The sequence below is a fragment of the Microcoleus sp. BM001215392 genome, assembly GCF_036700185.1.
In the GTDB taxonomy this organism is placed as follows: Bacteria; Cyanobacteriota; Cyanobacteriia; order Cyanobacteriales; family Microcoleaceae; genus Microcoleus.
In genome coordinates, this window is the sequence record NZ_JAUBOJ010000165.1 from 1 (window position 1) to 14,740 (window position 14,740).

The window sequence follows — 14,740 nt, forward strand, 5'->3', positions numbered from 1 at the left end:
CTTCAGGTGTCGGCTACTTCCAACACCGAGCCAAGGGCAACCCCAACAACATCATCGAGCATTACATTGCCACCCCCGACGACATCACGCTGTTGCCTTTAGACGAGGCAATGCAAATTATTAACAAATTTGGGCTGACTGCTGCCAAATTGCACCTAATTTTTGCAGCTCACATTATGAGACAAGAAGAGCCGTGGAAAAGCTTATTCACTCTCGAAGGCAGTGATTTAATCAAGGAAATGGGGTGGGACAAACGCACAGACTTGCCAGTCTCTCAAAAACTGAATGAAATAGCTAAAACTGCGTATGCTCTAGGTTGCTTAGCAATCAAAGCCATATGGATTGAAGGCAAACACAAAAAAGGTGGAATTAGAGCCAGCGTTGACACCTCGCGAATGTGGAATGTTCAAATTCAGTTAACAGGTCAGCAGAATCTAGAGGGCAAAATAGAAGATCCTGATGAAGTCTACATCACCGTCCAACCAGGACTCTGGACTCATGCCTTCTTGAACAAAGCAGGTTGCTTCGCCAAGGAAGCCTTGTATCAGTTTGGCTATTTAGCTCAGGACATTCTCAAAATTGACGCCTACCATGATGAAATGGCTTTGCGCTTAGCACTTCATCTGACGATGGAAAGCCGATTCCACACCAGTGGCATTTACAAAGTGGAGACACTCCTACAAGCGCTATTGCCCCAAACGGTAATCGATCTAGCTCGGTCAGACCGCAAACAAACTTACAAGCTGACGAATAACTGGAATCGCAGCCTGGAAGTGCTGCTGAAACTCAAGCGAGGGTTTCAGATCGAGTTTGACCAAGACACTTACCCAGAGTGGCTGAGACCTGGTAGCAAGTCTCGAAAAAAAATAGGATACTTTGACACGCTGTTGGCAGCTAAAATCACCATCCATCCGCCAGCACCTATCCCCAAAATGCTGGCAACCAGGGCTGAACTCAAACAGGTTCAGCCGCGCCTGAAAGCATCTTCCAAGCCTAAACTGACAAGCAATGAGATAAAAGAAGCAAGGGTAGCCAAAGGTTGGAGTCAGGCACAATTAGCGGGTTGGCTAGGGATGTCGCAGCGTTATGTATCCATGCTGGAACGTGGAGAGCGAACCCCTGCACCAGAAGTGGAATCTCGAATCTGGCACCTACTAATCATCTCAGATTGACGTACTGTGATTGCGTTTCATCTCCAGTTTGAAAGACTGGGGTTCTCACACGAAGCGCCATAGGCTTCATCCAACTTGCTCTCATCAAGGTGCCACTACAGACCAACCCTTTCCCGGCTGGTTTTTTTTTATGCGAAGAATGCTCGGACTGTTCTGAAACTTGTTCTAAAAAAAATAGCTATTTAAAATTACCCTCAAATTCTTACTAGCTCTCGGTTTGACGGTTAGAACAAAACTTCTAGAATGCCGCGACAAAACCTCTAGAATGCCGCGACAAAACCTCTAGAATGCCGCGACACTTCATTTTTGAAACTCTTTCTACGTATGGTTTTCAGCTTTTAGAACAACTCTTATAAGTCTGATAAGACTTATCGGTAACTAGATCCCGCAACGATCGACCTGGCAAGATGGAAAAGACAGTCGCACACCCAACAAGCGTGCAAATGCAGCGCTGCGGAGCCCATGCTGCCTTCCTGTGGAAGGCGGCTGAAGAGCGCTTAATACCCCCTGCCCAATTAACAGCAGTCTCTTTCGTGTGGCTTGCGACTGCCACAATTCCTGACCTTTACATTTTTTACGTCGGAGGAAAAAATGGTTGTAACTACAACTACCTGGCACAAGCCGCCACTCGCTAGACACGCAGCAGTTTACGAAGCCCTAGCCGACATACTCGAAGGTGCTACTCCCAGCGCCATCAAACTCGCCCTCTACCTGTACAGAACCTGCATCGGTGGCAAACCAGAGGAAATCGACATCCATTGCATCCCCCTAGGCGAAAAACGAGCCACAAGAGCCCGCAACGGCAAACCTTACAGCCCCAACACGAGGCGGGCAGCCCTCAGACAGCTCGAAAAATTCGGCTTGGTCAAAATCCTCAAAAACTATGGGCGTGGCATTTTCCGCATAGCAGTACAGCACCTGGGCGAAGTTCGCCCCTTCATTCATACCCACCCAAAATTCCAAAAACTGAGCAATCAATCAAAAAATCAACGCCAACAGTCAAAAATTGAGCAAACAGAGGGTTTAAACCCTGATGGTGCCGTACTCCTTACAAAGGATAAAAAAGGACAGCAAAGCACTGAAAATGTTGCTGCTGTTTTTTTAAATCTTTTTGAAGAAAAAGAAAATTTAGCAAAAGCAAATATAAAACCAAAAAATGTAGAACCAAAAGTTACTACTCAAGTCCAGACCAAAACCAGTCAGTCAAATGAAAATTTACAAGAAAAATTAGAAATTCTGGATGAGAATAAATGTTCCGCCCCAACGGCTGAATGTCTGAACACTAATTCAGATAAAATTCAAGCGATCGACGATGCGACAATACCTTGCAGTTCAGAACAAACAGGTTTGACCTCCGAACCCCCGCAAAAACTACCCACAAAACTCGACAGCCTCGACCATCAAAGAATCTCTGGCGCCGAACCAACAATAACCAACAAAGCTGTCCGGTTAAATCTTGAAACATCTTCCTTTGTTAATCCTGAAGTCGCTAAAATTGTCGAACCAGTTGTAATGCCCAATTCCAAAGCAACTGAAATTGCCGACCCTGATGTAACTGAAATTGCCGAAGCGGTTGCGATTGTCAATTCCAAAGCAACTGAAATTGTCGCAGAGGTTACAATTTCCACTTCTGAAGCGGTTGTAATTGCCAACGCTGATATAACTGAAATTGCCGAAGCGGTTGCGATTGCTAACTCGGAAACAACTGAAATTGTGGAAGTGGTTGCGATTTCCACTTCTGAAGCCGTTGTAATTGCCAGTCCTGATGTAACTGAAATTATCGAAGTGGTTGCAATTGTCAATTCCGAAACGACTGAAATTGCCGACCCTAATGCAATTGTTAACTCTGAAGCGGTTGCAATTACCAACCCCGATGCAACTCAGATTGTCGAGATAGTTATGCAAGCCACAGGAGGGATGAATCCCGAATTGAGAGTTTGCGTCCTCCAGTACAACTTAGAGGAAATCCAAGCAGCCGTAAACCTGCTGCAAATCAGAAGCCAAACAAAGCAAATATCTAACCCTTCTGGATGGATCGTTGACTGTTTGCGAGGTCGTTGGTGGGAACAAACTAACGGTTTTCCAAACTCGAACCCAGCAAATGTTGTTTCGTCTCCAGCTTCAACAGGCTCCTCTCCAGTTCCAAAAAATTCTCCTTCTGCACATACAACAAGAATAACTGAGGATTATGTTGACCCTCACTATATGCCATTAAAAACTCACCAAAAGTTATTCAAACAGTTCCAAGAACTAGGCGAAGAAGCTTTCGCATCGCTAGGTATTCAGCAGCAAGTTTACTTGCAGTGGATACAGCGATTTCCTCAGAAAGCAAAACAAATTCTGAGCAAATTGTCTACTACTTAGCTATTTATATATAGCCTTGTTCAGAAAGATGAGGTACTCATGGGCATAGGGCATAGGGCATAGGACTCCGTGGGTATACCTCACTTTTTTGAGAAAGGCCATAGCTCAATACGGTTTACTTAGCGCTTTTTTAGGAATTTCATCTGACGATTTTCTAGGCAATATAGACATTTTTTGCAACTCAGATTCTTCTTAAGTAAACCGTATTGGGCCATAGCTAAATTGTGAAAACAGTGATTATCCAACCTATCTAGACAGCTTTTAATCCTTTACACAACTTTTTCGAGGCGTTGCTTAATCAGGGTATGAAAATGGATAACTTGAAAAATCAGCTATATTGACTGACTCGCTTGCTTCATTTTTTCACATTGAGTTGTTCATACATTAAATCAGCAACGCCCTTTTCCCACAGTTCAATTAGCAACAAAATCAAAGGAGAATACCAGACATGGCAGTCAGTTTAGTTGACAAAATTATGCCGAGCAATATTGATGCAGAGGAAGCAGTTTTAGGCGGAATTCTGATCGATCCAATTGCCATTAAAAGAGTCGCAAATATTCTACATCCCGAAGCATTGGCAATTACAGTTCACCAACATATTTATCGGGCCGCTTTAGCGCTGCACTCTCTAGATCAGCCCACAGATTTGATGAACATCACTACCTTCCTTGACAACCACAACCTGCTGGAAGTAGTAGGAGGTCTAACCAAACTGGCAATGCTCGTAGACCGGACTGTTTCAGCCGTCAACATCGACCAATATGCTTTGCTAGTTGTGGACAAGTTTGTCCGGCGCGAACTCATCAAAGCTGGTAATGACATCGTACAGCTTGGCTACGCAACTTCCAGCGAATTAGGTGCGATACTAAATAAAGCCGAGGAAAAGATTTTTGCCCTCAATAAGTACAAAGAAGAGCGACAAAAAGCTATTCAGCCTCTCTCGGAATACTGCGGGGAGCTTTGGCGATATCTAGATGAAATTGAGGAAGAGCGCTTGAAGACTGCTAACTACTTTCCTGGAATCAGCACAGGGTTTTACGACCTCGACGACCTACTGGGAGGGGGATTTTACCGAGGTGAATTGATTGTCATAGGAGGTCGCCCCGGCAGCGGCAAAACAGCTTTGGCCTGTGCCCTTGGCTACAACATTGCTTCCCTTCCCACGAACGGTCGAGTTTTGATGTTTTCGATGGAAATGCCAGGTCGGGACTTGGCAGCGCGACTAATAGCACTTGAGAGTGGGGTGTCGGTGAAAGATATCAGGAAAGTTAACCTAGCTGGTAAGTACGAAGTGCTAGCTTCGGCTTTAGGGAAAGTTAGCGATGCTGATTTTTGGATAGACGAAAGTTTGGAACCATCTCCCTTGGAGATTCGTTCCAGAGTTAGGGAATTTGTTTGTGAGCGTGGCCCCTTGGGTTTGGTAATTGTTGATTACTTGCAATTGATGGTCAATTCGGCGGATGAAAATGTTGTCAATAAAATCAGCGAAATTACGCGGCAGATGAAGATTTTAGCTCGCGAGGTTGATGTACCTGTTTTGTTGCTTTCTCAACTTAATCGGGGGGTAGAGGCTCGCACGAATAAACGTCCGAGTTTATCGGATTTGCGTGGCTCTGGTGGAATTGAACAGGATGCCGATGTTGTGCTTGGAGTTTACAGGGACGATTATTACAATCCTGATTCTCCCGATCGGGGAACGGCTGAAATTATTGGGTTGAAAGGACGGAATAGCGGAACGGGAACGGTTAAGTTGCTGTTTGATGCTGAATGCTGTCGGTTTCGGAATATCTATAAACTCGGGCAATTGGCAAGGTGACAAAACCTCTGAACCCACATTCCGCACCCTAATCTGTCACAATCAATTTTTTCATGATTTTGCAAACAAATTAAGTTACTTTTTATACCACAGATTGGGAAATCAATTTGGCGCTTACCAGTCGAAAATGCTCAAATGTCTAAAATTAGTAGTGTGACACTTGAGAGTGCGGAATGTGGGCTTCAACGAGTGTGGAAGTAGTTTACTTAGAGTTTTGGGCGATCGCATTTTGCTTCAAAACAGCTTCAATTTCCGCTAACTTCTGACGCAAAACCTCCTGTAATTCCACAAGTTGCTCAACTTCAGACTCCTCTAATACTTGTGGTGACAACTTCTTCAAATTCCCAGCAGCCAGTCTAACCTGCTTGAGTTGCTGAGCCGAAGCTGGAAACTTAGCGAGATTAGAATTGATAATTTCCTTCACCAATTTACGTGTTTGAGCAGCCGACAATTTCTCGGCACAAACTTGGTTAGTTGCCTTAACTCGAATGGACTCCGCCTCTTCTGGTAAAACTCCCAAATTCTTAGCAGAGAGTTTAGACAGAGCCATAGCGTGAACCCCCTTGAGTCCGCTCCGAATCGCCAGTTTTAGATCCGGCGCGATTGATAACATGGGAAAAATATTGGCATCAATTGAAGCCGGGTTGAGTTGCAAATCCAGTAAACCCTCCAATACAGTTCGCTCAAGTGAGTCTAAGTCTAAAACTCCCAAACCCTGCTGTTGTTCTTCAGGTGTTGCCCTCACCAACTCGGAAACCAAATTCATGCGCTTTTGCACGTTCAGCCGTCGTACAGCAGTCGAGAGAATGCGGGGGATATTTGCAGGTTCTAAGTCCGAAGAAGCAGTTAACTCGCGGACAATAGCCTCAGCTTTGTCCAGAGGGTTGAGGTCTTCTCTATGTAAAGAAGTAAGTAACGCCTTGCGGTGCAGAGATGCTGGCTCTGGAATAATCACAGCTTCCAGAGCTTGCCAGCCCAAATTTTTAGCACTACGCCAGCGTCGCTCTCCGTCGAAGATTACCAACTCTCCCCGCTGAATTAAGATGATGGGTTCTAACTGCCCGTCGCTCTTGAGGGAGCGCGACATTGATTCGATGCTAGAAGGTAAAAATGTCTGCCTGGGCTGTTCGGGATTGGGTAAAATCTGATCGAGGGGAACTGAGAGAACCCCTCCTGCAACTTGCAATTGCTCTCGCAGAGCAGCTAGCTGCGCTTCAAGTTCGGCCGCACCGGACTTTCGCAGCTCTTCAACTTCGGCTCTTAATTTCTGGATTTCTTCCTCAGCCTCGGATAGCTGCATCGACTGCTTAGCTGCTGAAAAATAACTTGTCAAGTCGGGAGTTTTACGGGCGGCCATAGGGATTTAAGATTTTTGATTGGGAGTCAACAAAAGAAAGTTTGCTTTATTTACAAAAGCAATAAGTTTGCTTTAGTCAGGAGTCAGGAGTTAGGAGTCAGAACTCGGCAGTCAGAAGTCAGGAGTCAGAAGTTAGGACTCGGTAGTCAGGAGTTAGGAGTCAGGAGTCAGAACTCGGCATTCAGAAATTAGGAATCAGGAGTCAGAACTTGGCATTCAGAAATTAGGAGTCAGGAGTCAGAACTCGGCAGTTAGAAATTAGGAGTCAGGAGTCAGAACTCGGCAGTCAGAAATTAGGAGTCAGGAGTCAGAACTCGGCAGTCAGAAGTCAACAGTCAGAAGTAAAACGTTTGCATATCAAAAATTTCAGCAATTATCAATGTCCGGCGCTGCTTAAATGGTTGCTATACCCTGGCGGTTTTTTCGGCTTTGGTTGGCTTGGGATAGCCTGTGCGTAAGTTCTGCTACTTCTTCTTTTTAGTCTTTTGGTTGTCTGCTGAAGTAACTTTATTTGGCATCAAACTAGCTACGTGCTTAACAATTTCCTTGAAGTCGCCCAAGGCAGGATGAAGGGGGCGATAAATGTGTAAAGGCAATCCCTGCCCGCTGGCGTTGATAAATTCTGCACTGTCCCGAATCGCGGGGAAAGTGCGGATATTCATCTGCTCTAATTGAGCTGGCAAAGACTCTAAAAGTTGTCGGTGGGTGGCTCGTTTTGCATCGTATTGGTTAGGTACAAACCCAATAATTTCTGGCTGGGGCTTGAGGCGCAAGTGCTTGCAATGATGGTAGTACCATTCCAATAAGTGAGCCGCGCCCTGAATGGATTTTGGTTCTAACTGTACTGGCACTGCTATGTGAGTGGCGGCAGCTAGCGCCATTAGGGGCAAAGGGCCTAACGTGGCGGGGCAATCAAAGATTATCAGGTCGTGTTCTAGGGGATAGTCGCTCAGGCAATCGCTCAGAAGGTAAGCACCGCGTTTGTGCAAAACTAACTCATCTGCTGTTTGTGTCAGAGTCATTCCACCCTGGCAAACTGTTACATTATTCGTGTGGGAGGTCCAGCTAGGAGTGAGGGGCCAAGAGCCATTGAAGCCGTCTCGGAGCACGGCGGACAGCGTGTGTTCAGGTTCTGGTGGCATTAGCCCGCAAAAAAGGGTCTGCGAGCCTTGGGGATCTAAATCCATGAGGGCTACCTGGAAACCTTTCAAACCTAGTTCGTAGGCGAGATGGACTGAAAGTGTGGTTTTGCCACTACCTCCAGCATTGCTGATGACTGCTAGTCGAATTTGCATGGTGTTGAATGAAGTAAGTGATTTAAAGATTGTAGAGCGATCGGGTAAGTCATATATCGATATATGAGAAAATTTGCGATAACCAGATTCAGATACTAAGCTGTTGTGCATCTAGATTGTCTGTGGTATTGGAGGGGGAGAGGGGGGAGAGTCCGATGGGGAGGGGATTTGACGACTTTCGATCTGGGAGCGAAATATACAATTTAAATGCAGTACAGCTTATTCAGATGTGGGTTTTAGCCGATCGACCTTAAAAGCGAATTAGAGACAAGATTGGCAAACACGGCTCGGCTTAAAAACCTAAAACTTGAGCTTGCCTAAATGGAAGGAACGATGCGTGTAAAACAGGTGTTGCCGGAGCAAAATCTCAACTAGGCATAGGGCAACTATTCGTTGATCGTCTTGAGTTAGAGTTTAGCGATCGTCTTAAGTTAGAGTTCGGCGATCGTCTTGAGTTAGAGTTTGGCGATCGTCTTAAGTTAGAGTTTAGCGATCGTCCTTGATTCGGCTTAAAGTTCTAAATTCGCATTTTTCTGCTTTCCAAGTCGATCGTACACCGTGGCTTGCAACAAATTAGAGAAGTCAGCCAACTGTTGCAACTCGGTCTTTGCGAGTTTTGCGATCGACCGTGTAAAATCCGTGCGTGAGGCTTGTAAATTAAACCCGTGCTGGTTTTTAATTTCTATGCAGCCGTTTTGAACTCGGAACTGCCATTCTGAGCCTATGACCTCGTTGGTTTTTAGATCCGCTTGCAAACAATTCGCCAGAACGAAGCAGCAGCCGGCTAACTGGGAGAGCAGAGCAACTTTTTCTTCCTCTGCAATCCATGCTGCTTTTTCAGCAACCAGTTCTTTCTCGACTTGTTCCCTATAATTTTGAGCGAGGATAGCTTTTTCTCGTTCGAGTTCTTGTTGTGTTACAGCCCTTTGCCGTTCTGCAAGCATCTGGTTGATGGCGTCAGAACCGGGCTGTAGCAAAGCAATTGACCTAGACCTGTAATTGGTGGCAGTCTCGAATGGTTCTGGTGAGGGCAGCCACAAGTTTAAATCCAATACAGTTTCTTGCGAGTTCACAGCAGTGTAATACTGTCGGATTTTTTGATGCCGTGCCGGCGAGAATTTGATGCCACGTTCGATGCCCAAGTCGGCAACGGCTGCGGCATAGCTGTCTTGAAGTTTGCTCAAGCTACTTCTTGTTCCTCCAAACTCCGTACTTCTGTAGCTCAGTTTTCCCTCATTGTTGATAGGTACCCAGAGACAGTGGATGTGGGGAGTGGCTTCATCGAGGTGCAGGGCTGTTTGAAGGATGTTGCTCCCTATGTGTTCTTCGAGCCAGTTAGTTGAAGCTTCTGTCCATAGAACCAATTGTTTTTGCTGCCAGTACCCGTAGTTTTCCGGGCAAGAGGGTCTGAAGTAGCTGGGAGAAGCCCCTAGCAGGATGTCTCCGGCAATTACTGCATTTTTTCTGATTTTTTGAGAGCCAATTTTTACTTGCGCTAGTTCTATGACAGCTTCGGGCGAAGTCTGACCTTGCAAGATTTCAACAGTCTTGTTTTCGTCAGCATTGGGTACGGTTGTGGTTCGGCTGTTATGTCTGGCCGCTGTTCTCAAACATTCGATCGATTTAAGTTTTCCAACTCTCAAAATAGCTTGTGGTGTACGAAACATGGCGGTGTCCTCGCCTCCCAAGTTTTGCTTTTGACTTATACTTTTGACAATCCCTGGTTAAAAGATGCCTTCAAGGTCGATCGTTTTTATGGTGGTATCCTGACCTCCCAAGTTATGCTTTTGACAGTCCCTGGTTAAAGAATGCCTTCAAGGTCGATCGTTTTTATGGTGGTATCCTGACCTCTCAAGTTATGCTTTTGACACTCCCTGGTTAAAGAATGCCTTCAAGGTCGATCGTTTTTATGATGGTGTCCTGACCTCGCAAGTTTTGTTCTTGACTTATTCTTCTGACACTCTCTGGTTAAAGAATGCCTTCAAAGTCGATCGTTTTTTGGGTGTTGCTAAATATTGTAGGTGCAGCGAACTCGAACCAGAGAAGTTCTTAGAGTTTATCGTAACAAGCATCATAGTCGATCCTGACTTAAAGCCACAAAAATAATTGCGATCGCCAACAGCAAGCCGAACACGCTTATTGGTTACAACTGGCTTGCTTAGACTGATTTACCTCGGTTTTTGGGTTCTCCATTTTGGTCGAAAAAACAGAGATTTCGATGCCCCCAGGTATTCCGTAACTAAGATAGTAAAAAACGGTGTAATGCGGAGTAAGTAAAGACGTGCAAGTTTTGCATCCATGCCCCCCTGTAGCATAGGTCTGTATCTGGGTTTGGGGCAAGGTTTGCTTCCTATTTAATGCAACTTTTTACGATCTAAAAACTCCTGTAATCCTTATCCTGTATGAATTTTGTATAAATAGACTAAAATGGATCCAAGTGTAACGTTAATAGACATAAGTATAAAGTTCGCAGACGAAAATGAGATGAAACTGTACAAAAATGAACGAACTGCGAACGAATGTTGTCACGTCAAGTTTGGTGTAGTTTTAGTATTTGTAAATCCAGTTTGGTTGCAGTTTCGTAGCGTTCAATTGTAGTAAAATCTAATTTGGTTGGTACTACGCATCGGTATCATTAAGCACATTTTTTAGAAAAATTCTGCAAATTATTGAGCGAGAAACCGTAGTTTTTCAAGCCGGGAGATACTCTTGCTAGTAATCAACTGATATTGCCAGCCTTTCAATTGTTTGCAAGACCAAGCGAGCGCGACCTGAATTTCGAGCAGCGGGCGAGAGGAAAGCAGGCGCGATTTCGCACAAATTTTCAAGTTCAGCTCGAAACCATTCTGATAAAAACGCTTTTACTTCCCCATTAGCTTGCTGCACTTCCTCGAACAAATTAGAACGCCCGTCAAGCACTGCCACGATGTCTTCAATATCGGAACTAAAATAAAAGTTATCCCCACCTCTACCCGTGAAAGCTTCTATTTTAGAGGCGAGGAGGTAAGGCGTTGAAAAAATTAGGATTTGCCTACCACTTGGAAGTTGGTAGTAAATAGAATTAGCAATACCTGGCTTGTACCAGCGGTTGGAAAACCCTAGCACTGATTCATCACACGGCATGACATCAATGGAAATGCCCTCGTATTGCCAGCGACATAGGGGTGCGCCTGATTCTGTCGTCTCTTGAAGTCCAAGGATTCGCAACAAGTTTGAGAAGTGGTAATATTCAGCTTTAGATGTGATTTCGACAACACAATCAACATCATCGGTAGGTCGAATGTCAGGAGCTGCCACTTCATCCAGATAGAGAGATATCGTTGCTCCTCCTGTGAAGACGATGGTAACGGGTACTTGAGAGAGTACCCGGGCGGCTGTTTCCAGCATGAATATCTGCTGATTCATAGAGTGACGATCCTTTTTTCAAGTTCGCTAGTGGCTAAACGTTGCTCTCTCACCCGACCAACTCGAATAGCGTCAATCAAGCTGAGTAAGGCATAAAGTTTTGGATCGTTCTTGGCAGCTTGGGGGACTGAACGGTACAGAGGCGCGATTGCTTGCCCTCTCACGACACCATCAGGGTCTGGCCAGACATAAACCTCGGATGGTGAGGCAACCAGCTTGCTTTTTAAGGGTTCAGCAGAATGTGCTGTTGGCAGTCCTCGCGAGAGGGGGCCTGGTTGGGCGTAGAATACATAGCGCAGCCCGTGAACCAAGAATTCCAACACCGCTTGTTTCAAAATTTTTCGCTGGGAGCCATAATAGAGGCCAGCAGCTTCACATCGCTCAAGGGCAGCATGAACTTCTGAAGCACTCATGCCCAAGCTTTGAGCGAGAGAACTGTATGTCCAGCTCGTTGAATCCCAACTGTGGACTTTGAGTATTGCAAGGATATCTTGCGGTTTTAGCATAGCGGGTGAGCGATCGGTACGCCTCTAATCGTTTAAAAATTGGACATTAGTTGACAAAGAGGCCTAGTAGTTTAGGTTGAGACTTAACCGGGCTGTCTAAACCATGGATTTGTCTGGATTGTCCAGTCAGTGTCAAGTGCTTCGTGGATAGCTTTGTTCTTTCATTCTACATTCGCGAATAGCGAATAAAACAGGTTTCGTTCAGTATGCGACATTTTCACTGGTTGGGCTGAATATAGCGATCGACCTAGCCAGGAAATTTCTCGCTCAAACTTTTCTCGAAATAATACTGACACCAAAATTCTGCTACTTCCAACAACATGGGTACGGATTCAGCCACGATACCCGAACCAGACTGCAATCCATAGCCTTCTACATATTCTCTAGCTAGTTTGTAAGCCCAATAGGGAAAATCTGTCTCTACAAAACAGCGCAGTGCATACTCTAACTTGAGTAAATCTCCACTGCGGACAAAGCGCACCGTTGTCCATCTAAAGTTACGGTAGTCATCCCCTTGCACCCCATCAATGTCTTTCAATAAGTTTCTGAGTGATTGCCGAATTTCAGAACTAGGATTTTCTAGGTAGCTTTGCATTAGCAAGATTGCCTCATCCACTAATTGTTGTTGCTGTGTCCATTCTTCACTGGTGAAATGTTCGGGACAAGTTGCTTGATTTATCTGCTGTTGCACCCGTTGGGCAATGTAAAGTGCAAACTTTTGGGCAGCAACTTCATCGGTGCACAGACTTTTGATACTCGTCAGCCTAGTTATCGGTATGGCAAATCGAGCTTTTTCAACTTCCTTGGTGGCTTGAATCCACTTTTTGATTTTATTGGCAGTAGCACGTTCTTTGTTTTGTTTCATTCACCGTAAATTTCTTTTAGTACAACTGCCAATCCCGCATCTAGGTCTTGCAGTGCTTCATCTAGGCTCTCATAGCTATCTTTTCCGAACCACAGCATTCCACCACAATCGATCGCTCGCACAAAAGATGTTAAAGGACTCTCGGCCTGATCGCCGATTTCAATCCAGCCTTCATGTTCGTATACCCAACGGGCGATGTTGGGGTACATCTGTTCCAACGAAAATTTCATCTGAACTCGCTTGCCTCCCGTGTCTGCGTCCTCACGATAACGTCAGGCTTCAAACCCCGATTTAATTTCAATCCTGATGAAACGCAGTATATCAAAGAATGAGCTGATATTCAAAAAATAGATAGAGTTGGTGAGTCCCGGATTGTATTAGTTTTTGTTGCAAACTTCTTTGATAAGTTGATACTCGGCATCATATCTAGGCGTAAATGAAGTTTGCCACCACGCTCCTGCTTTTTTGACAGTACCTTGTTTGTCAGTCAAAATGTAGTTAGTAGGACGAATCATAGAGGTTGGACAGTAAACTCTAAAATCTGCTTTCAATCTATCTCCATCCGAATACACTAAAGTAGTTGAAGCAAGATATAGATCTGGCTTATCAAGCAGCTTAATCGAAATTTGAGCAGGTGGGACAGCAGTTGGCTTGGGTAAAGTTACTGTTGGTGTTGGTGGATAAATTGGTAATGGTTCTGGTGGAGTTGGTGTCGGTGGATAATTTGGCGATGGTTGTGGTTGAAATGTAGCTATCGGAGATGGAGGAATTGGTGATGGTTGTGGTTGAGGTGTAACTATTGGTGTTGGAACAATTGGTGATGGTTGTGGTTGAGGTGTAACAGTCGGAGATGAAGAAATTGGTGATGGTTGTGCTGATATAACATTTGGTGATTTCGGAGTAACGGGAGTTTTGGTAGCAGTAAGAGATTCTTGTACTGATGAAGGAGACTTAGAAGGCTGCGGTGATGAAACTATTGGTGGAGTAGAGGCAATTGGAGTCGATGGTGCATTTGAAATCGGTGATTGTTCAGATGGTTTGGTTATCCAAAATCCTGCAATAATAGCCGTTGCAATGAAACTACCGAGTAACAAAGTTTGTTGAATATTCCCAAGTTTAGAGGGAGCTGCGGAAATAACTGTTGGTTGTTGAATGTTCTCAGGAATATCTGCTATGGTAGGACGAATGATTTGATGAACCTGAGATGTTTTTGATTCCAATGCTTGCAGCATTTCTTGTGCTGTAGCGTATCGATCGCAACTATGAGCAGAAATTGCCTTATCTAAAACAACGGCTAACGTAGGGCTAACTTGGGGAACATATTGCTTCCAAAGAATTTCACCTGTATAGTTATTAGTTTCTATATCCTGTGGCTGTTTGCCTGTCAGTAAATAAATAGCGGTTAATCCAGTAGCGAATAGGTCACTACTATAAACTGGTCGTCCAGCCGCTTGTTCAGAAGACATAAACCCACGAGTGCCGATCGCAATTGAAGTCTGTGGACTTCCCGAAGAACTCATGGTAGTAGCTATTGCCTCTTTCACAGCACCAAAATCTATCAACACAGGCTTTTGGTCGGATTGTCTAATAATTATATTGTCTGGTTTAATATCCCGATGAATAATGTGTTTTTGATGAACGTAATCTAAAATAGGTAAAAAATTAACTAAAAAGTCTTTGACATAACTCTCGCTGAAACTGGATTGTGATTGGATTGTATCTGTGAGAGTCATGCCCTCTATTAGCTCTTGAACGAGATAGAAGTCATTGTTTTCTTCAAAATAAGCATAAAGTGTAGGAATGCGATCGCTGTGGCTACCCAAATCTTCCAAAATCGCGGCTTCCCGTTGAAAGCGCTCTTTGATTAGTGGATAGATTTGGGGATGGTGAGAAACTGGGTGGAGTTTTTTAACTACACACCGCCGTCCTGATGGCATTTGGGTATCTTCTGCGAGGAATG

12 protein-coding genes are annotated in these 14,740 nt (G+C 44.7%); 4 read left to right on the plus strand and 8 right to left on the minus strand.

The features are described 5' to 3' along the window. From QT974_RS18045 to dnaB, 3 genes are all read left to right on the plus strand, one after another. Window positions 1-1,172 (plus strand): helix-turn-helix domain-containing protein (locus QT974_RS18045; RefSeq protein WP_333469813.1); only part of this gene is annotated, 1,172 nt, incomplete at its 5' end. Between the two features lie 591 nt (window positions 1,173-1,763). Next, window positions 1,764-3,536: a hypothetical protein gene (locus QT974_RS18050; RefSeq protein ID WP_333469814.1), complete on the plus strand. Its 1,773-nt coding sequence runs from the start codon at window positions 1,764-1,766 to the stop codon at window positions 3,534-3,536. A 448-nt stretch (window positions 3,537-3,984) separates the two neighbouring features. Further along, window positions 3,985-5,352 carry a replicative DNA helicase gene (gene dnaB / locus QT974_RS18055; RefSeq protein ID WP_333469815.1) on the plus strand — a complete coding sequence of 456 codons (1,368 nt, stop codon included), beginning with the start codon at window positions 3,985-3,987 and terminating at the stop codon, window positions 5,350-5,352. A gap of 202 nt (window positions 5,353-5,554) precedes the next feature. On the opposite strand, the gene QT974_RS18060 is transcribed toward dnaB, so the two are convergent. From QT974_RS18060 to mobV, 3 genes are all read right to left on the minus strand, one after another. Further along, window positions 5,555-6,709 (minus strand): ParB/RepB/Spo0J family partition protein, encoded by a 1,155-nt coding sequence (locus QT974_RS18060; RefSeq protein ID WP_333469816.1) that lies wholly within the window; start codon window positions 6,707-6,709, stop codon window positions 5,555-5,557. 464 nt (window positions 6,710-7,173) lie between these two features. Further along, entirely contained in the window at window positions 7,174-8,004 is an 831-nt protein-coding gene (locus tag QT974_RS18065; protein ID WP_333469817.1) for a ParA family protein, read from the minus strand. Window positions 8,005-8,513: 509 nt separating this feature from the next. Next, a complete protein-coding gene (gene mobV / locus QT974_RS18070; protein WP_333469818.1) occupies window positions 8,514-9,671 on the minus strand; it encodes a MobV family relaxase in 1,158 nt (385 codons plus the stop codon). A 274-nt stretch (window positions 9,672-9,945) separates the two neighbouring features. On the opposite strand from mobV, the gene QT974_RS18075 reads away from it, so the two are divergent. Then, complete coding sequence (locus QT974_RS18075) at window positions 9,946-10,110, plus strand: hypothetical protein (protein ID WP_333469819.1); 165 nt, start codon at window positions 9,946-9,948, stop codon at window positions 10,108-10,110. A 606-nt stretch (window positions 10,111-10,716) separates the two neighbouring features. Here the strand turns inward: QT974_RS18075 and QT974_RS18080 are convergent. The 5 genes from QT974_RS18080 to QT974_RS18100 all read right to left on the minus strand — a co-directional run. Then, a complete protein-coding gene (locus tag QT974_RS18080) occupies window positions 10,717-11,409 on the minus strand; it encodes a hypothetical protein (RefSeq protein ID WP_333469820.1) in 693 nt (230 codons plus the stop codon). After that, on the minus strand, window positions 11,406-11,915 hold the full coding sequence (locus QT974_RS18085) for a hypothetical protein (RefSeq protein WP_333469821.1): 510 nt from the start codon (window positions 11,913-11,915) through the stop codon (window positions 11,406-11,408). The genes QT974_RS18080 and QT974_RS18085 overlap by 4 nt, the downstream gene beginning before the upstream one ends. A 247-nt stretch (window positions 11,916-12,162) precedes the next feature. Continuing rightward, window positions 12,163-12,780 carry a hypothetical protein gene (locus QT974_RS18090; RefSeq protein WP_333469822.1) on the minus strand — a complete coding sequence of 206 codons (618 nt, stop codon included), beginning with the start codon at window positions 12,778-12,780 and terminating at the stop codon, window positions 12,163-12,165. After that, window positions 12,777-13,010: a hypothetical protein gene (locus QT974_RS18095; RefSeq protein WP_193976274.1), complete on the minus strand. Its 234-nt coding sequence runs from the start codon at window positions 13,008-13,010 to the stop codon at window positions 12,777-12,779. The genes QT974_RS18090 and QT974_RS18095 overlap by 4 nt, the downstream gene beginning before the upstream one ends. A gap of 147 nt (window positions 13,011-13,157) precedes the next feature. Beyond that, a partial coding sequence (locus QT974_RS18100) for a serine/threonine-protein kinase (protein WP_333469823.1) occupies window positions 13,158-14,740 on the minus strand: 1,583 nt, incomplete at its 5' end.